Source organism: Sphingobium sp. ba1 (assembly GCF_000743655.1).
Taxonomy (GTDB): Bacteria; Pseudomonadota; Alphaproteobacteria; order Sphingomonadales; family Sphingomonadaceae; genus Sphingobium.
Genome location: NZ_JPPQ01000069.1, coordinates 486,490 through 505,462 on the forward strand (window position 1 = coordinate 486,490; position 18,973 = coordinate 505,462).

Here is an 18,973-nt window from a genome sequence, read left to right on the forward strand (position 1 = left end):
CAGCGCTTCGGGCGTGTGGGTGGTGGTCTGATATTTGTCGACCACGGTCCGGAAGCGGAGCGTGGCGGCGATCCATTGGCCACGGCGCTGATAGAAGCGGCCGACTTCCATTTCCTTGCCCGCCAGATGGTCGTTCACCAGATCGACCTTCAACCGCGCATCGGCGGCATAGCGGGTGTCGGGATAGCGACGGATCAGTTCGCCGAGCGCCGCCAGCGCCTGCTGCGTGATCTTCTGGTCGCGGGTGACGTCGGCGATCTGCTCATAATAGCAGAGCGCGATCAGATAATAAGCGTAGGGGGCGTCCTTGTTGCCGGTGTGGATCGCCAGGAAACGCTGCGCCGCGGAAACGGATTCGGCATAGTCGGTGTTCATATAATAGCTGAACGCAGACATGAGCTGCGCCCGGCGCGCCCAGGGCGAATAAGGATGCTGGCGCTCGACCTCGTCGAAGAGCGCAGCAGCGAGCTTATACTGGCCACGATCGAGCCGGTCCTTGCCGCTATTGTACAGCGTCGACACGTCGCGGGCGACATATTGGGTGTCGGCCTTGTTTTTCGATGTCGAGCAGCCCGTAAGCAGAACGGCAGCAAGCAGGACCGGGGTGGTGGCCGCGCCGATGCGCGTCAGTGTTTTCGTCAGCATGATGCGGGTCATAGCCGAGCGGATCGCTGCCGCCAAGCGGCAGAATTGTCGCACGATCAACAGGCGGCGCGTGGCGGCAGGATAAGTTGTGCGACGGCACCGCCACGCGCGCCCGGTGCCAGGGTAAAGCGCCCGCCGATCTGCGCCGCCAGCGTGTTGGCGATGCGCAGCCCTAAGGATTTGCTATGCTCCACGGCGAAATCGGGCGACACGCCGTCGCCGTCATCAGACACGCGCAGGCATAGCTCCCCTGCATGATGGTCCAACACCACGGCAATAGTCCCGCCTCGATGCGGCAGGCCATGTTCGATGGCGTTGCTAACCGCTTCGGCCACGACCAGCGCCAGCGGCACGGTGATGCCGGGTTCGAGCTGCACCTCTTCGGGCGCATCGACGCTGATTGCGATGTCGGTGCGGCCGCTGGCCTCGATGACATCGGCCGTCAGCGTCGTCAAAAAGGCCCGCACCCCCTGCCCCGCGCCGGACGGATCGTAGAGCGCCCGGCTGATCCGGCCGATCAGCGCCAACCGTTCGGAGGCGTCGTCCAATGCGCGGCGGGCGACATCATGATCGACATGGCGGCGTTGCAGCGCGAGCATCGCCGCCACGACCTGCAGATTATTGGACACACGATGCTGCAACTCGTGGAACAGCAATTCGCGATTTTCAGCGAGCGCCGCGCTGCGTTCCCGTTCGATGGCCAGGTGGAAATTGGCGCGCTGCATGAAGTGGATCAGCACGATATCGACAAGCACGACGCCGGTGTAAAAGATCATCGCTGCGGCCACGCCTGGATTGAGGACGAAGCTGTTGCGGGGGGCGATGAAGAAATACCAGGACGCAGCCGCACACAGGATTGCGGCGAACAGACCCGGCCGGACCCCGAACAGAAAAGACGCCAGAATGACCGCGGGAAAGAATGTCACGAACGGATAGCCGTCGGGCAGCAGCGGTTCCGCCGCGAAGCGCAACAGCAGCGCCAGCCCACAGAAAGACAGCGTCAACGCATAAGCATAGACCGGTCGGTTAAGAACGAGCGGTAGCCGTTCGACGAACCGCGCGTTGCTACGCTGCATGCCATGTTCCGATATCCATGTCGTTACACTAGCAGAACTTCATGCCAGTGCATTGATCGAAATCAGTCGGCGGGCGGCGACATGAAAAAAGGCGCCCGGATGAACCGGACGCCCTCTTTTTCTTGGTTGCTCTGACGAGCGGACGATCAGTCCTGCGTCAGGAAGTCGGGCAGGCCGGCGTTCGAGCCATCATCCTTGCCGTCGTCCTTAGCAGCGTCGTCGCGCGGACCACGGTCGCGGCGCGGACCACGATCACCACGGCCTTCGCCACGTTCGCCACCACGGCCACCGCCGCCATCACGACGCGGGCCACGGCCACGATCGCCACGGCCTTCGCCACCGGCGCGGGGTTCGCGCGCTTCACGGGCAGGACGGGTATCCTCCAGTTCTTCGCCGGTTTCCTGATCGACGACGCGCATCGACAGGCGAACCTTGCCACGCGGATCGATTTCGAGAACCTTGACCTTCACTTCCTGGCCTTCCGACACGACGTCGGTCGGCTTTTCGACGCGCTCATTCTTCATTTCGGAGACGTGGACGAGACCGTCCTTGCCACCCATGAAGTTCACGAAGGCACCGAAATCGACGATGTTGACGACCTTGCCGTCATAGATCTTGCCGACTTCCGCTTCCTGCGTGATGCCAAGGATCCACTTGCGCGCGGCCTCGATCTGCGCCGGATCGGAAGAGCTGATCTTGATCAGGCCTTCGTCGTCGATATCGACCTTCGCGCCGGTTTCAGCGACGATCTCACGGATCACCTTGCCGCCGGTGCCGATGACTTCGCGGATCTTCGACTTGTCGATCTGCAGCGTCTCGATGCGCGGGGCATGGGCCGACAATTCGCTGCGCGTGCTGTCGAGCGCCTTGGCCATTTCGCCCAGGATATGCGCGCGGCCTTCCTTGGCCTGATGCAGAGCGGCTTCGAAGATTTCGCGGGTGATGCCCGCAATCTTGATGTCCATCTGCATCGTGGTGATGCCTTCGGACGTGCCGGCAACCTTGAAGTCCATGTCGCCCAGATGATCTTCGTCACCCAGGATATCGGACAGGACGGCAAAATTCTTGCCTTCCAGGATCAGGCCCATGGCGATGCCGGACACGGGGCGCTTCAGGGGCACACCGGCGTCCATCATCGAGAGCGAACCGCCGCAGACGGTCGCCATCGAGGAGGAACCGTTCGATTCGGTAATGTCGGACAGAACGCGGATCGTATAGGGGAACTCGTCCTTGCTCGGCAGAACGGGGTGCAGCGCACGCCATGCGAGCTTGCCATGACCCACTTCACGACGACCCGGCGCACCGAAGCGACCGACTTCACCGACCGAATAGGGCGGGAAGTTATAGTGCAGCATGAAGTTTTCATAATGCAGGCCAGTGAGGCCGTCGATCATCTGCTCGGCGTCCTTGGTGCCCAGCGTCGTGGTGCAGATCGACTGGGTTTCGCCGCGCGTGAACAGGGCCGAACCATGGGTGCGGGGCAGGAAGCCGACCATCGCTTCGATCGGGCGGATCTGCGTGGTGGCGCGGCCGTCGATGCGCTTGCCGTCCTTGAGGATGGCGCCGCGCACGATTTCCGCTTCCAGCTTCTTGGTCAGCTTGATGCCGGCCATCACGGTCTGCGCGTCCAGGCCATCGGCGGCCAGCTGGGCCTTCGCCTTGGCGCGGGCTTCGTTGAGCGCGTTCGAGCGGGCCGACTTGTCGGTCAGCTTGTAGGCGGCGGTGATGTCCTTGCCGATCAGCTTCTTGAGCTTGGCCTTCAGGTCGCCCAGATCATCGCTCTTGGCCATGTCCCAAGGATCCTTGGCGGCCTTTTCGGCGAGGCTGATGATGGCATCGACGATCTTCTTGCTCGCGTCATGCGCGAACAGGACGGCGCCCAGCATGACTTCTTCCGACAGCTCCTTGGCTTCGGATTCGACCATCATCACGGCGTCGTAGGTGGCGGCGACGACCAGGTCGAGTTCGCCGGTCTTCACTTCGTCCAGCGACGGGTTGAGCTGATATTCGCCATCCTTGTAACCGACGCGCGCGGCGCCGATCGGACCCATGAAGGGCACGCCCGACAGGGTCAGGGCAGCCGACGCGGCGATCATCGCCACCATGTCCGGCTCGCTTTCGCCATCGAACGACAGCACCTGGGCGATGACGTTGATTTCGTTGTAGAAGCCTTCAGGGAACAGCGGGCGGAGCGGACGGTCGATCAGGCGGGAAACCAGCGTTTCCTTTTCGGTCGCGCCGCGTTCACGCTTGAAGAAGCCGCCGGGGATGCGGCCGGCGGCGGAATATTTTTCCTGATAGTGAACGGTCAGCGGGAAAAAGTCTTGGCCTTCCTTCACGCTCTTGGCGGCGGTCACGGCGCACAGCACCACGGTTTCGCCATAGGTCGCCAGCACGGCGGCGTCAGCCTGGCGCGCGATGCGGCCGGTTTCGAGGGTCAGCGTCTTGCCGGCCAGCTCGATCGATACTTTCTTGACGTCAAACATAGATTTTTTCCTTCGCCCGCATCGGCCCTATTGCCGGGCGGGGCCTTTGGTGGAGCCGGTCAAGGCTCCATAGTTGCCCCCTCAACCCGTTCGGGCTGAGCCTGTCGAAGCCCCGTCCTTTCCTCTTGAGAAAGTACAGCCCTTCGACAAGCTCAGGGCGAACGGAGGTGGCATTAGCGGGACAAAGCGCCGAATTGCGACTTGCCCCGGAATCAGAAACGGCCCCGCATGGGGGCCGTCACTTTTAACAGGCTTACTTGCGCAGGCCCAGCTTGCCGATCAGGTCGGTGTAACGCGCCTGATCCTTCTTCTTGAGATAGTCCAGCAGCGAACGACGCTTGTTGACCATCATCAGCAGACCACGACGGCTGTGATTATCCTTGTGGTGACCCTTGAAATGCTCGGTGAGGTTGGTGATCCGCTCGGTCAGGATCGAAACCTGGACCTCTGGCGAACCCGTGTCACCCTCAGCGCGGGCATATTCCTTGATCAGCGCTTCCTTGCGCTCGGCAGTAATCGTCATCTAATCGTCTTCCCTCGACATCAGGTTGAAACCGCGCACCACGATGATCTCTTGATCATCCGACCGGACCAGCGCGACGGGGATATCCCCTTGCGTCGCCAGATACAGGCCGGTGGTGGCAGTGATCCCGGTCAATACCTTCCCCTGGCGGAGCATAAGGGCTTGATCGGGAGAGACGGGGAGAGCCGGGATGTCGTCCAGCCCCGCCGTCAGCGGCAGCATAAGCCCACCGATGCCGCGCTCGTTAGCAGCATGACGCAATTTGTCCAGCGAAATCGCGGATTCCAGGGTGAAGGGACCGGCCTTGATGCGGCGGAGCATGGTGACATGGCCCACCGTGCCGAGCGCCAGCGCGATGTCGCGCGCGAGGCTGCGGATATAGGTGCCCTTGGAGACATGGGCGCGGAGGGTGATCTCGTTAATCCTCTCCCCATCGGGGAGAGGATATGAAGGCTTGGCAGCTTGCTGCCTAGCCGGAGTTGGAGAGGGGGGTGGCGCGCCCTCCCCCTCTCCAAGCTGCGCTAGCCCGCTATGCGGGCAAGCTGCGCTATCCTCTCCCCGCCGGGGCGAGGATATATGCAGCCCATGCACCACAACCGACCGCAGCTTCATCTCGACCTCTTCCCCCTTCCGCGCCAGATCATAAGCGCGTTGGCCGTCGATCAGGATGGCGCTATAGGCGGGCGGGGCCTGGTCGATTGGGCCGGTGAAGCGCGGCAGCACCGCTTCGACCTGCGCCAGCGTCGGTCGCACAGCGCTGGTCGCGATCACTGCGCCTTCCAGGTCCAGCGTGTCGGTCTGCGCGCCGAAGGCGATCGTGAAGTCGTAAATCTTGTCGCTGTCGAGCATCCGTCCGGCGAGCTTGGTCGCTTCGCCGATCGCGATCGGCAGGACGCCGGTCGCCAGCGGATCGAGCGTGCCGCCATGCCCGACCTTGCATTTGCCAGCGCCACTGTCGCGCAGCGCGCGCTTGACCGCTGCGACGGCCTGCGTCGAGCCAAGGCCATGAGGTTTGTCGAGAATGATCCAGCCGTGCATTGTGCGCCCCTATAGGGCAGCGCGCGCGCTGTCAGCCCCGCATCTGCGCCATGAAGTGACGGCGGCATAGCGCGACATAGCGGTCATTGCCGCCGATCTGCGTCTGTTCGCCGCGCCGGATCGTCCGCCCCTCCCCGTCCACGCGCAGGTTCATGGTCGCCTTGCGCCCGCAATCGCACACTGTCTTGATCTCGCTCAGACTGTCGGCCAGCCCCAAAAGCTGAGCGCTGCCTTCGAACAATTCGCCCTGGAAATCGGTGCGCAGGCCGTAGCACAGCACCGGCACGCCCAGTTCGTCGCATACCCGCCCCAGCGCCCAGACCTGCGCGCGGCTTAGAAATTGCGCTTCGTCCACCAGCACGCAGGACAGATGCGTGTCGTGATGGCGCGCGGCGATGGCGGCGAACATGTCGGTATCGGCTTCAAACAGATGCGCCTGCGCCTCCAGCCCGATCCGCGACACGATCCGCCCCCGGCCATAGCGATCATCCACCGCGGCGGTCCACAGCATCGTTTCCATGCCGCGTTCGCGATAGTTGAAGTCCGATTGCAGCAGCGTCGTCGATTTGCCCGCATTCATCGAGCTATAATAGAAATAAAGCTTCGCCATGGTCGCTTACCGGATCGTCGGGGCGACGCGCGACAGGAAGCGCACCAGTGCATCGGCGAGCGCGATCCGCTTGTCGGAAAAACTATGATCGGTCGGCCACACGGTCAGCCGTGCCTGCGGATTGGCGCCCTGCGCATCGGCCGCTGCCTTGCGCGCCTGATCGCCGATGCCCTTTTCCGCGCCGATGATGCTGAGCGGGCGGCGGCCATAGGCGGCCATGCGGCGGCCGAGGTCGAACTTGTCACCGCGATCGCGGATTTCGCCGGTCAGCCCATCATAGGTCGCGCCGTGGAGCGGCGGCAGGTCGCTGGCCACCTCCGCCTGCCAGGCTGCCGCGCCCTCCGCCGTGGCGAGCGAGGCGACCGTTTGCGCAGGGTCCCATGGGTCGATCAGGAAAAGGCCCGCCACGCGCGGTTCGGCGGCGGCGACATCGGCGGCCATGAAGCCGCCCATGCTGTGCCCGGCCACCACGATCGCGCTGGTATCGATGCGATATTTCGCGACGGTGGCGGGCTGTTGCAGGAATTGGAGGGCGGCGAAGGCGTCGTCCGACGCACCGCCGAAGGAGAATGCGCCGGGGCTACCCCATGATCCGCGATAATGGAGCGTCAGCACATGCCACCCGGCCCGGCGCGCCGCCTGGGCGAGGTCCAGATTTTGTTCGTTGCCGGGGAAGCCGTGGAGAAGCAGCAAGGTGGGGTGCAGCCCTCCGCCCGCAGCGGTGTAGAGAACCGCGTTCATCGCGCCGTCGCCCGAAGGGATGACAAAGGCGCTCATGCCTGCGGGGTACGCCGCGTCCGGGGACGGATCGCTGGTGACGGCGGGGTGGATGGCGGGTTCTTTGGCATTGGCCGGGATAAAGGCGCATGGCAAAAATGCACAGGACAGCAACAACGCCCGCATGGTTGGATTCCCCGATATCATGTCAACGTCATGACGGCGACGGGAGGCGAATCCCCCACCGTCCGCTCTATCCGCCGGTCGAATGTCAAAAACATGTCCGCCTCGGCGGCCATCGACACATGCATCATATCAGCAAAATCAGCACCAGCGGCAAAGCGATCCAGAACCCAGTCTATGCGGGCCGGTTGCCCCAACGCTTCCGGTAAATCGATTACGTCAAGCAAGGCTGCCGCGATACGCTCGCGCGGCCATCCATAGCTCGCGCGCAATACCCACTCCGTTTCGACCAATACGGTCGGCAATAAGATAAACCCCTGCCTGATCCGGTCAGCCGCGACAGCCGCTTGCGCCAAGTCGTCGCCCGTTAGGAAGCGCACGAGCACATTTGTATCGATCGCCGCTGCCATCAGTCCTGGCGGTCGCGGAACATCTGCGTGATGGCCTGGTCCATGTCTTCAATAGAAACGGGTGGCCCTTGATGCTGGTAACGGGCCTTGATACCCACCATGATGTCTTCGAAGCTGCGCCCGGACTTTTTATGCTGGGGATTCAACAGCACGCCCCCGCCCATCGGCACGACGTCGAACACCTGCCCCGACGTAAAGCCGAGTTGGTCCCGTACATCCTTAGGGATGACAATCTGGCCCTTGGCCGAAAGAGTCGTTTTGGCGTTCATGGCGGTAAGATGCGTCTTACCGTTAGCCAAGTCAATCCTCGTCCGCGTCGTCCTTGACCAAATCCTGCGCGACCTTGGGATCGCGCAGCAGCTTGTCGATGTGACTGCCTTCATCGAAACTGTCGTCGGCCAGGAACTTGATCTTGGCGGCATATTTGAGCCGGGTGCGCGATGCGACTTCGCGTTGGAAATAGGCGGTGTTGGTGCGCAATGCCTTTAGCACCGCCTCCTCTTCCCGGCCCAGCAGCGGTTTGATGAAAACCGTGGCGTGGCGCAGGTCGGGCGACATGCGCACTTCGGTGACGCTCACAACATGCTTGGCCAGCACATCGTCATGCACGTCGCCGCGTTGCAGGATTTCGGACAGGATGTGCCGCACCTGTTCGCCCACGCGCAGCGCGCGGACATTTGGACCTTCATTCTGACTGGACATATATCATCCTCATGGCCCCGGCCGAAGCCAGGGCCACGTCTTTCCTATCACAGCGTACGAACGCGTTCCTCGACCTCGAACAGTTCGAGCGTGTCGCCGGCCTTGATGTCGTTGGTGTCCTGCAACACCGCACCACATTCCATGCCCGCGCGGACTTCGGACACATCGTCCTTGAAGCGCCGCAGCGAGTGGATGACCGTTTTCGACACGATGACATCGTCGCGGGTGAGGCGCGCATTGAGCCCCTTGCGGATGATGCCTTCCATGACGAGCAGGCCTGCCGCCTTGTCCTTCTTGCCGGCCGGGAAGACCTGCAGGACTTCGGCGCGACCGACGATCGTTTCGATGCGTTCCGGCGCGAGCTGGCCCGCCATTTCGTTGCGCACTTCTTCGAGCAGATCGTAGATCACGTCATAATAGCGCAGCGAGATTTTCTCGCGGATCGCCAGCGGACGCGCCTTGGCATTGGGACGGACGTTGAAGCCGATCAGCGGCGCACGGCTGGCGGACGCCAGGGTGACATCGCTTTCGGTGATCGCACCGACGCCAGAACTCAAGATACGCACCTTGATCTCGTCGGTCGAAATGCGGTTCAGCGCACTGACGATCGCTTCGACCGATCCCTGCACATCGCCGCGGATGACCACCGGATATTCGATGACCTTGGTGCTGAGCGCCGAGAACATATTTTCGAAATTGGTCGGCACGGATGCCGTCCGCTTGCGGGTGATCTGTTCCTGGCGATAGGCGGCGACCTCACGGGCACGCGCCTCATTCTCCACGACCGTCATCTGGTCGCCCGCCATCGGCACGCCCGACAGGCCCAATATCTCGACCGGGGTCGATGGTCCCGCGGATTTGACCTGCTGGCCCTTGTCGTTGATCAGCGCGCGCACCTTGCCGCTTTCGGCACCGATGACGAAGGTGTCACCGACCTTGAGCGTGCCCTTGCGCACCAGCACGGTCGCGACCGCACCACGGCCCCGGTCGAGCTGCGCCTCGATCACATTGCCTTCGGCAGCGCGATCGGGGTTTGCGGTCAATTCCATCAGTTCGGCTTGGAGCAGGATCTTTTCGATCAGTTCGTCGAGGCCGGTCTTCTTGAGCGCGGAAACCTCCACGTCCTGAACGTCGCCGCCCATATCCTCGACCACGATTTCCTCGCTCAGCAGGCGCTCACGCACCTTTTGCGGGTTCGCGTCGGGCTTATCGACCTTGTTGATCGCCACGATCATCGGCACGCCGGCCGCCTTGGTGTGGTTGATCGCTTCGATCGTCTGCGGCATCAGCCCGTCGTCGGCCGCCACCACCAGGATGACGATGTCGGTGACGTTCGCGCCACGGGCGCGCATTTCCGAGAAGGCTTCATGGCCCGGCGTGTCGAGGAAGGTGATGACATCGCCCTTCTTCGTCGTCACCTGATAGGCGCCGATATGCTGGGTGATGCCGCCGCTTTCGCCCGACACGACACTGGTGCCGCGCAGAGCGTCGAGCAGCGACGTCTTGCCATGGTCGACATGGCCCATGATCGTGACCACGGGCGCACGGGTCTTGAGCGCTTCGACCGCATCGGCCTCACCCTCGATCCCGATTTCGATGTCGGCGTCCGACACGCGCTGAATGCGGTGGCCGAATTCCTCGACCAGCAATTCGGCGGTATCCTGATCGATCGACTGGTTGAGCGTGACCGCCTGCCCCATCTTGAACAGCGACTTGACCAGATCCGCGCCCTTTTCGGCCATACGGTTGGCCAGTTCCTGCACGGTGATGACTTCGGGCACGATCACGTCGCGCGACTGTTTCTCGCGCGTCTTGGAGCCACCGGCATAATGAGCGCGGCGTTCCTTTTCACGGGCACGCTTGAGCGCCGCAAGACTGCGGGCGCGCGCGCTGTCGTCATCGGCAAGCGCCTTGGTGACGGTCAGCTTGCCAGCCTGGCGACGATTATCTTCGCCCTTCTTCGCGCGTTCCGGCTTGGTCGGTTCGGGACGCTTGACCGGCGTAACCGGGGTGAAGCGGCGCGGCGGCGGCGGAGCGGCCGTGGTCGGCGCAGCAGCGGCACCAGCGTCGGCCTCGACCGGCGGTTCAGCGGGCTGAGCAGCCACAGCTTCCTGCGGCGCGGCGGGCGCTTCGGCGACGGGCGTGGGTTCAGGCGCAGGCGCTTCCTCAACCGCTGGCGCGGACGCGGCGGTTTCGGCGGCCTGGCGATTTTCTTCGGCGCGGCGCTTTTCCGCTTCGATCGCGGCGAGACGCGCGGCGTCCTCACGACGACGCGCCTCTTCCTGCGCGTTCATGCGGGCTTCTTCGGCTTCACGCAGCAGCTTGGCCTGCAATTCCTGACGCGACATCAGGCTCTGCGGCGGGGCGGTGCGCACCGGCTGTTGCTGGCGCGGCGGAGGGGGCGCAGCCGGACGCGGCGCGGCGGGCGCGGCGGCGGCGGTCGGCGCAGGATTTGCCTGCGGCGTGGCAGCGGGCGCACCACCGGTGCTTTCGCCCGGCTTGCCCAGGACGCGGCGCCGCTTCACTTCGACCACGACCGTATTCTTGCGGCCATGGCTGAACTGCTGCTGCACCTGACCGGATTCCACGGTCCGCTTGATGCCCAGTGGCTTGCGGCCCAGAACCGGCTTGTCTTCCTTGCTGTCACTCATACGATCGAACTTAACCCTTCACTTCCGCTTCGGCCGGATAGGCCCGCCGACGCCTTATTTATACGTTTGCCTGGACGCCCGGCGCATCGGTGGAGCGTGGCTCCCCATGCACAGGCGCCTCAGCAGCGCAACCCAGATAGCTTTCCAATCGGCCGATGGCCGCACGCAGACGCGACGCCGCACGCGAGTCGGTCACGGCGATATGGACGACATTGTCGCGCCCCATTGCCATAGATAGGGCGTTGCGGTCCACAGGCAAGACGATGCCCGCAAGATCCGTGCCTTCCGCTTCCTGTCCGACGCGCAGCGCCTGGTCCAGTTTGCGGTTGCCGTCAGGCGCCGCATCCATTGCGTGGAGCAGCAACCGCACCTGGCCCTTGCGGCAGGCGACGTCAATCTTTTCCGATCCGGTCAGCAGCATCGACGCGCGCGATTCCAGCCCCAGCCGGTCAAGCAGCGCGCGGCGCAGCCCGGTTTCGATCTGCTCCGCCAGATCGTCGGGGATCGCCAGTTCGCCGGTCTTGAAGGCACGGGCGATGGCGCCGCGCAACTTGCCCTTGGCCAGCGCCACTTCCAGTTCGGCGCGCGACACGCCGATCCAGGCACCCCGCCCCGGCGCCTTGGCGCGCAGGTCGGGGAGCAACTGATCCTCCGGGCCGATGGCCAAGCGGATGAGATGGTCGGGGTCGGCGCGGTCGCCGGTCAATATGCATTTGCGTTCGGTCATGCCTGCCCCTCCGCCAAAACGGATGAACTGGCAACCCCAACGCTATTGGATAGGCCTAAACGCTCATCGGGGAGTGTCCGCAACATTGGCGTCCTCCCTTGATAAAGCGACAACCGGCGCGCGGTCAGCCAAAAGCTGACCCGCCGCGCCGTAATTCTCGGTCGAAATCTCCGAAATCACCACCTGCACGGCAGCCGCAGGCTTCCCCAGCCGCTCAACGAGCGACTGGGTGACGTCGGCAACGATCGCGGCTTTTTGCGCGCGGGTTGCCGTGCCGGCCAGACGGATATCGACAAATGGCATCTTGGCTTAGGCTTCCTCGTCTTCGAACCAATGCGCACGGGCGGCCATGATGATCTCATTGCCCTGCTCGTCCGACAGGCCGTAGGCAGCCAGGATGCCGCCCTTGTCCTCGGTCGTTTCGCTCTTGCGGCGGCGTTGGTCAACGCGCTTCTTCTGCACCAGCTCGTCGGTGGCGAGATCAGCCAGATCGTCGAGCGTCTTGATGCCCGCCTTGCCCAGCGTCACCAGCATGGCTTCGGTGAGGTGCGGCATGTCGGCCAACGCATCTTCGACGCCCAGCGCCTGACGCTCTTCGCGCGCAGCCGCTTCGCGACGATCGAGCGCTTCCTGCGCACGGTTCTGCAGTTCGGCGGCGAGGTCTTCGTCGAAACCTTCGATCCCGGCCAGTTCCTCGACGCTGACATAGGCGACTTCTTCCAGCTCGCCAAAGCCTTCGGCGACCAGCAGCTGCGAGAGCGTTTCGTCCACGTCCAGTTCGTTCTGGAACAGTTCGGAGCGCGACACGAATTCCTTCTGGCGCTTCTCGCTGGCGTCGGCTTCGGTCATGATGTCGATCGCCTTGCCGGTCAGCTGGCTGGCGAGGCGGACATTCTGGCCGCGACGGCCGATGGCGAGGCTGAGCTGATCGTCGGGGACGACGACTTCGATCCGCTCTTCTTCCTCATCGATGACGACGCGGCTGACCTGCGCGGGCTGCAGCGCGTTGACGACGAAGGTCGCGGTATCTTCCGACCAGGGGATGATGTCGATCTTTTCGCCCTGCATTTCCTGCACGACGGCCTGCACGCGGCTGCCCTTCATGCCGACGCAGGCGCCGACTGGATCGATGCTGCTGTCGCGGCTGATGACGCCGATCTTGGCGCGGCTGCCCGGATCGCGGGCGGCGGCCATGATGGTGATGACGCCGTCGTAGATTTCGGGGACTTCCTGCGCGAACAGCTTTTTCATGAATTCGGGGTGCGCGCGGGACAGGAAAATCTGCGGTCCGCGATTTTCGCGGCGGACGTTCAGCACGACCGAGCGAATCCGGTCACCGACCCGGACAACTTCGCGCGGGATCTGCTGGTCACGGCGAATGACGCCCTCGGCTCGGCCGAGGTTCACGACGACATGGCCGAATTCGACCGACTTGACGACGCCGGTGATGATTTCACCCACGCGGTCCTTGAATTCTTCATGCTGACGCTCGCGCTCGGCGTCGCGGACCTTCTGGAAGATCACCTGCTTGGCCGACTGGGCATCGATACGACCGAGGTCAATGGCGGGCAGCGGATCGACGATGAAGTCGCCGACGACCGAGTCCGCCTTCAGCTTCTGCGCGGCCTTCAGGTCGACCTGCTTGAAATAATCCTCGACCGTGTCGACCACCTCGACCACGCGCCACAAGCGCAGGTCGCCGGTTTCCGGGTCCAGCTTGGCACGGATGTCGTTTTCAGCGCCATAGCGGGCGCGCGCGGCGCGCTGGATCGCATCCTCCATCGCCTCGATGACGATGGCCTTGTCGATCATCTTTTCCGACGCCACCGAATTGGCGATGGCGATCAGTTCTGCCCGGTTGGCGGAAATGGCGTTGGCCATGACTTATGAACCCTTATTCTTCGGTTTCAAATTCATCCGCCCCATCGGAGGAAAGCGGCATGGTAGCAGAAATCAGCGCGTCGGTCAGCACCAGCTTGGCACCATCGATCAGGCCGAAGGGGATGACGACATTGCCAGCCTTGGTATCGCGAAACTGGATATCCTCGCCCTCGACCCCGCCAAGGATGCCCTTGAAGGTCTTGCGCCCCTCGATCGCCTCGGTCACGGTGATGCGCGCTTCGAACCCGCCCCATTCGACAAAGTCGTGCAGGCGGGTGAGCGGGCGGTCGATGCCGGGCGAACTGACTTCGAGACGATAGGCTTCCTCGATCGGGTCGACCTCGTCCAGCAAATCGGACAGGCGGCGCGACAAAGCGGCGCAATCCTCGATCACCAACTGCTTGGTTTCGGGGCGTTCGGCCATGATCTGGAGCGTGCGATCATCGCCCGATCCGAACAGCTTGATCCGCACAAGGTCAAAGCCCAAAGCCTTCGCCTCAGGTTCGATCAACGCTGTCAGTGCGGCGATGTCCGCCATGCGATCTCCAAATCCAGATATATGCGCGCTTTCGCTGCCGCAGGCTGGTAGCCTGCGACCCTGACATGTTTGACGATGTAAGGAAGCAATGCCGATATAGGCGGACACCATTAAATCTGCAACATTAATCGTCCCCACTCATTCTATCGCTCAAGACCCACCTGTGAACGCTCATAACCGGAGATCGCGATGCGCCGTATAGCCATGACCGCCCTGCCCCTCATCCTCATGGCCTGTTCGGCCGAAAACGCCACGGGCCAAAATGCCGCCGCGCCTTCCGACAAGCCCTTTGCTATCGCCACCGTCGCCGATTTCGATTCGCCATGGGCGATGACCTTCCTGCCCGACGGCCGCGCGCTGGTGACGGAAAAGGCGGGCGAGATGCTGTTGTTCGACCCCAAGAATGGCACGAAAATCCCGATCGTCGGCATCCCGACCGTCGATAGCGCCGGACAAGGCGGATTGATGGACGTCGTCCTGTCGCCCGGCTTCGCGCAGGACAAGATGGTCTATTTCAGCTTTTCCGAAAGCCGTGACGGCGGCAAGGGCGTGGCGCTGGCCAAGGGCGCGTTTGCGCAGGCGAGCGACGGGACGACCAGCCTGACCGACGTGCAGGTGATTTTCCGCGCCAGCCCCTATGTCGAGGGCAATGGCCATTATTCCGGGCGCATCGCCTTTTCGCCCGACGGCAAATATCTGTTCTTCACCAATGGCGAGCGGCAGAAATTCGATCCGGCCCAAGACCCCAAATCGACCCTGGGCAAAGTGTTGCGCCTCAATCCCGACGGCACCCCGGCGGCAGGTAATCCGCTGGCGGCCAAGGGCTTTCATCCCGCCATCTGGTCCTATGGCCATCGCAACCTGCTCGGCATCGCCTTTGACGCCGATGGCCGCCTGTGGGAGCAGGAAATGGGGCCGAAGGGCGGCGACGAGGTGAACCTCATCAAGCCGGGCCTCAACTATGGCTATCCCACCGTGTCGAACGGCAGCCATTATGATGGCCGCGACATTCCCGACCATAAGCCGGGCGATGGCTTCGAAGCGCCCAAGGTGAGCTGGAATCCGGTGATCTCGCCGGGTGGCCTGCTCTATTATTCGGGCGACATGTTCCCGGCCTGGAAGGGATCGCTGTTCATCGGTGGCCTGTCGAGCAAGGCGTTGGTCCGGGTCAAGCTGGACGGCGAGAATGCGGCCAAGGGCGATCAGTGGGACATGGGCGCGCGCATCCGCGATGTCGACCAGGGGCCGGACGGCGCGCTGTGGGTGCTGGAGGATGGCGGCGATGGCTCACAAGGCCGGTTGTTGAAACTGACGCCCAAGCGCTGACGATAAGCGCAATGCCCTCGATCGACGTTCCGTGCGGTCGAGGACAAAGTGCCGGAAGGCTTCACCGTTTGAAGGATAGTGTATGAGTGGCCCCAAATTGTTCGAGCCGATCACGGTCGGCGGCCTGACACTGGACAACCGCATCGTCATCGCGCCGATGTGCCAATATTCGGCCGTTGATGGCCAGATGAATGATTGGCATCAGATCCATCTGGGGCAGTTGGCGCTGTCCGGCGCGGGATTGCTGACGATCGAGGCCAGTGCCGTATTGCCCGAAGGCCGGATCAGCCATGCCGATGTCGGGTTGTGGGATGATGCGACCCAAGCGGCGATGCAACAGGTGCTGGACAGCGTTCGGCGCCATTCCGACATGCCGATCGCCATTCAGCTGGGCCATGCCGGTCGCAAGGCATCGACGCACGTCCCCTGGCAGGGGGGCAAGCAGATTGCGCCCGACGCGGTCAATGGCTGGCAAACGGTTGCTCCTTCAGCCCTGCCCTTCACGCCCGGTAGCGTTGCGCCGCTCGCTTTGGATCGCGATGGCATCGCCAAGCTGATCGAGGCTTTTGTGGGCGCGGCAAAACGCGCGCATCATCTGGGCATCGACGCCATTCAGTTGCATGGCGCGCATGGCTATCTGCTGCATCAATTCCTCTCGCCCCTCTCCAACCAGCGGGACGATGATTATGGGGGAAGTCTGGAAAACCGGATGCGCCTGCCGCTGGAAATCTTCGATGCCGTCCGCGCGGCCTTCCCTGCCGACAAGCCGGTGACGATGCGCGTCTCCGGCACGGACTGGGTGGCGGGCGGATGGGATATCGAGCAGACCATCGCCTTCGCCAAAGCGTTGGAGGCGCGGGGTTGCGCGACCATCCATGTGTCTAGCGGCGGGCTACATCCCGATCAGGCGATACCGGTTGGGCCGAGCTATCAGGTGCCTCTGGCCCGCGCGGTCAAACAGGCCGTGTCGATCCCCGTCGTCGCCGTCGGCCTGATCACCGATTTCGAGCAGGCCGAAGCGATTGTCGGGACCGGGGACGCGGATATGATCGCGATCGCGCGGACGATTCTCTATGATCCACGCTGGCCATGGCATGCGGCGGCGCATCTTGGTGCCACCGTCAAGGCGGCCAACCAATATCTGCGGTGCCAGCCGCGCCAATATCGCCATCTGTTCGACGCCACGCGTCCCTGAACGCCGACAAAAAAAGGGAGCGTCGAAGCGCTCCCTTTTTCTATTAGACCAACCGGCTCTGCTTGACTGCCGCTTCGATGAAGCTGGCAAACAAGGGATGCGGGTCGAAGGGCTTGGATTTCAGTTCCGGGTGGAACTGGACGCCGACGAACCAGGGATGGTCGGGCCGCTCGACGATTTCGGGCAGCGTGCCGTCAGGCGACATGCCGGAGAAGAGCAGCCCGCCCTTTTCCAGTGGCTCGCGATAGCCGGCGTTGACTTCATAGCGATGGCGGTGCCGTTCGCTGATTTCCGTCGTGCCATAGACGCCAGCGACGACGCTGTTGCCGGTCAGCTTGGCAGGGTAAGCGCCCAGCCGCATCGTGCCGCCCAGGTCGGTTTCGGCGGTGCGCTTCTGCAAGCCTTCGGTGCTCATCCATTCGGTGATGAGGCCGACGACCGGTTCGCTGGTTTCGCCAAATTCAGTGGTCGATGCCTGTTCGATACCTGCGGTGTTCCGCGCGCCTTCGATACAGGCCATTTGCATGCCAAGGCAGATGCCGAAGAAGGGCACGCCACGTTCGCGTGCGAACTGGACCGAGGCGATCTTGCCCTCGGACCCGCGCACGCCGAAGCCGCCGGGGACCAGAATGCCGTGCATCGGTTCGAGCCGGGCGGTGATGTCCGAATCCGCTTCCTCGAACAGCTCCGCGTCGATCCACTTGATGTTGACCTTCACCCGATTGGCAAGGCCGCCATGGTGCAGCGCTTCGTGCAGCGATTTATAGGCGTCGAGCAGGCCGACATATTTGCCGACCACGCCGATCGTCACTTCGCCTTCCGGGTTCTGCTGCCGGTCCATGATGTCGTCCCACCGCTCCATCGAGGGCTCAGGCGCGTCATCGATGCCAAAGGCGCGCAGGACTTCGGCGTCCAGCCCTTCGGCATGATATTGCTGGGGCACGGCATAGATGCTGGAGGCGTCGAGCGCCGGGATGACGGCTTCGGGACGCACGTTGCAGAAGAGCGCGATCTTCTTGCGCTCGCTTTCGGGCAAGGGATGTTCGCAGCGGCACAGCAAGATGTCCGGCTGGATGCCGAGCGACGTCAGTTCGCGGACGCTATGCTGGGTCGGCTTGGTCTTCAGTTCGCCGGCCGCCGCGATATAGGGCACCAGCGTCACATGGACGAAGATCGACTGGCCACGATCGAGGTCGTTATGCAGTTGGCGAATCGCCTCCATGAAGGGCAGCGATTCGATGTCGCCCACGGTGCCGCCGATTTCGCACAGGACGAAGTCGAGGCCATCGGTGTCAGCCAAAGCGAACGCCTTGATCTCATCCGTGACGTGCGGAATGACCTGTACGGTTGCGCCCAGATAATCGCCGCGCCGTTCGCGCTGGATGATCGTCTGATAGACGCGGCCTTGCGTCACATTGTCCGACTGGCGCGCGGAAACGCCGGTAAAGCGTTCATAATGGCCAAGGTCGAGGTCGGTTTCCGCGCCGTCATCGGTCACATAGACTTCGCCATGCTGATAGGGGGACATGGTCCCCGGATCGACGTTGAGATAGGGGTCGAATTTCCGAATGCGGACGCGATAGCCCCTCGCTTGCAGCAGCGCTGCAAGGGATGCGGCCATGAGGCCTTTTCCGAGCGAGGAGACCACGCCGCCGGTGATGAATATATACCGCGCCATGGGAGAGAAGGGTTAGCCTTTCGGAACAACAAAGGGCAAGCGCGCGAATCCACGCGCGCTTAAAAAAGATCAGCGATGTCGATGAACGGTTTAGTTGGCGAGGGGAACCGCGCCGTTGGCCGCCGCACCATTGCCGACCGAATCGGCCGCACCGGCCAGCGGATCGACGGTACCGGTCGCGGGCGCGCTTTGGCTCGTCGGTGCCTGCCGCACCAGCGAGGTGTCGATATCGGTCGGGGCATGGCGCACGGCAGCGATCACCGCCATGGCGATCGACAACAGGACGAACACGGTCGCCAGGATGGAGGTGGACCGGGTGAGGAAATCCGCCGCGCCGCGCGCCGACATGAAGCCAGCCGGGCTACCACCCACGCCCAGCCCGCCGCCTTCCGACTTCTGCATCAGGATGACGGTGACCAGCAGGGCGGCCACGATGGCCTGCACGACGAGAAGAAAAGTGAACATGCGACGGGTTTCTGTCCGGGTAAGGAGGGCGTTGCCGGGCACATAGCGACGAAGCGACGCGGGGGCAACCGCCGCTTTGTAGTTCCGCCTGCTGGGAAGAGGTGGCGACGTCCAAATATCCT

The 18,973-nt window shown here is 63.2% G+C and carries 19 protein-coding genes; 2 read left to right on the forward strand and 17 right to left on the reverse strand.

What is annotated here, in order from left to right; all coding sequences use genetic code 11:
- The 15 genes from IL54_RS05300 to rimP form a co-directional block, all read right to left on the reverse strand.
- The coding region (locus tag IL54_RS05300) for an outer membrane protein assembly factor BamD (RefSeq protein WP_037477869.1) at positions 1-645 on the reverse strand (645 nt) is incomplete at its 3' end.
- A 56-nt stretch (positions 646-701) separates the two neighbouring features.
- Positions 702-1,721: a sensor histidine kinase gene (locus tag IL54_RS05305; protein ID WP_037473750.1), complete on the reverse strand. Its 1,020-nt coding sequence runs from the start codon at positions 1,719-1,721 to the stop codon at positions 702-704.
- A 146-nt stretch (positions 1,722-1,867) separates the two neighbouring features.
- Entirely contained in the window at positions 1,868-4,207 is a 2,340-nt protein-coding gene (gene pnp, locus IL54_RS05310) for a polyribonucleotide nucleotidyltransferase (RefSeq protein ID WP_037473753.1), read from the reverse strand.
- Between the two features lie 253 nt (positions 4,208-4,460).
- The gene (gene rpsO, locus IL54_RS05315) at positions 4,461-4,730 is read right to left on the reverse strand and encodes a 30S ribosomal protein S15 (RefSeq protein ID WP_037473756.1); all 270 of its coding nucleotides are present in this window, start codon (positions 4,728-4,730) and stop codon (positions 4,461-4,463) included.
- Positions 4,731-5,768 (reverse strand): tRNA pseudouridine(55) synthase TruB, encoded by a 1,038-nt coding sequence (gene truB / locus IL54_RS05320; RefSeq protein WP_037473757.1) that lies wholly within the window; start codon positions 5,766-5,768, stop codon positions 4,731-4,733.
- A 31-nt stretch (positions 5,769-5,799) separates the two neighbouring features.
- The gene (locus tag IL54_RS05325; protein WP_037473759.1) at positions 5,800-6,378 is read right to left on the reverse strand and encodes a thymidine kinase; all 579 of its coding nucleotides are present in this window, start codon (positions 6,376-6,378) and stop codon (positions 5,800-5,802) included.
- 6 nt (positions 6,379-6,384) lie between these two features.
- The gene (locus tag IL54_RS05330; RefSeq protein WP_037477871.1) at positions 6,385-7,281 is read right to left on the reverse strand and encodes an alpha/beta hydrolase family protein; all 897 of its coding nucleotides are present in this window, start codon (positions 7,279-7,281) and stop codon (positions 6,385-6,387) included.
- A gap of 17 nt (positions 7,282-7,298) precedes the next feature.
- Positions 7,299-7,688 (reverse strand): type II toxin-antitoxin system VapC family toxin, encoded by a 390-nt coding sequence (locus IL54_RS05335; RefSeq protein ID WP_037473762.1) that lies wholly within the window; start codon positions 7,686-7,688, stop codon positions 7,299-7,301.
- Positions 7,688-7,957, reverse strand: coding sequence for an AbrB/MazE/SpoVT family DNA-binding domain-containing protein (locus tag IL54_RS05340; RefSeq protein ID WP_037477872.1), 270 nt, complete (start codon positions 7,955-7,957; stop codon positions 7,688-7,690). The genes IL54_RS05335 and IL54_RS05340 overlap by 1 nt, the downstream gene beginning before the upstream one ends.
- Before the next feature lie 31 nt (positions 7,958-7,988).
- On the reverse strand, positions 7,989-8,390 hold the full coding sequence (gene rbfA / locus IL54_RS05345) for a 30S ribosome-binding factor RbfA (RefSeq protein WP_037473764.1): 402 nt from the start codon (positions 8,388-8,390) through the stop codon (positions 7,989-7,991).
- 47 nt (positions 8,391-8,437) lie between these two features.
- A complete protein-coding gene (gene infB / locus IL54_RS05350; RefSeq protein ID WP_037473766.1) occupies positions 8,438-11,041 on the reverse strand; it encodes a translation initiation factor IF-2 in 2,604 nt (867 codons plus the stop codon).
- 58 nt (positions 11,042-11,099) lie between these two features.
- Positions 11,100-11,768 carry a DUF448 domain-containing protein gene (locus IL54_RS05355; protein ID WP_037473768.1) on the reverse strand — a complete coding sequence of 223 codons (669 nt, stop codon included), beginning with the start codon at positions 11,766-11,768 and terminating at the stop codon, positions 11,100-11,102.
- Between the two features lie 63 nt (positions 11,769-11,831).
- Positions 11,832-12,071: a tautomerase family protein gene (locus tag IL54_RS05360; RefSeq protein ID WP_037473771.1), complete on the reverse strand. Its 240-nt coding sequence runs from the start codon at positions 12,069-12,071 to the stop codon at positions 11,832-11,834.
- A gap of 6 nt (positions 12,072-12,077) precedes the next feature.
- Positions 12,078-13,649, reverse strand: coding sequence for a transcription termination factor NusA (gene nusA / locus IL54_RS05365; RefSeq protein WP_037473774.1), 1,572 nt, complete (start codon positions 13,647-13,649; stop codon positions 12,078-12,080).
- Positions 13,650-13,662: 13 nt separating this feature from the next.
- Positions 13,663-14,187: a ribosome maturation protein RimP gene (gene rimP / locus IL54_RS05370; protein ID WP_037473776.1), complete on the reverse strand. Its 525-nt coding sequence runs from the start codon at positions 14,185-14,187 to the stop codon at positions 13,663-13,665.
- A 189-nt stretch (positions 14,188-14,376) separates the two neighbouring features.
- Between rimP and IL54_RS05375 the strand changes: the two genes are divergently transcribed.
- A complete protein-coding gene (locus tag IL54_RS05375) occupies positions 14,377-15,513 on the forward strand; it encodes a PQQ-dependent sugar dehydrogenase (protein ID WP_037473778.1) in 1,137 nt (378 codons plus the stop codon).
- Between the two features lie 82 nt (positions 15,514-15,595).
- Positions 15,596-16,708 (forward strand): NADH:flavin oxidoreductase/NADH oxidase, encoded by a 1,113-nt coding sequence (locus IL54_RS05380; RefSeq protein ID WP_037473780.1) that lies wholly within the window; start codon positions 15,596-15,598, stop codon positions 16,706-16,708.
- A gap of 43 nt (positions 16,709-16,751) precedes the next feature.
- Here the strand turns inward: IL54_RS05380 and IL54_RS05385 are convergent, their stop codons facing one another.
- On the reverse strand, positions 16,752-18,386 hold the full coding sequence (locus IL54_RS05385; protein WP_037473782.1) for a CTP synthase: 1,635 nt from the start codon (positions 18,384-18,386) through the stop codon (positions 16,752-16,754).
- Positions 18,387-18,476: 90 nt separating this feature from the next.
- Positions 18,477-18,851 carry a preprotein translocase subunit SecG gene (gene secG, locus IL54_RS05390; protein ID WP_037473784.1) on the reverse strand — a complete coding sequence of 125 codons (375 nt, stop codon included), beginning with the start codon at positions 18,849-18,851 and terminating at the stop codon, positions 18,477-18,479.
- Positions 18,852-18,973 lie beyond the last annotated feature (122 nt).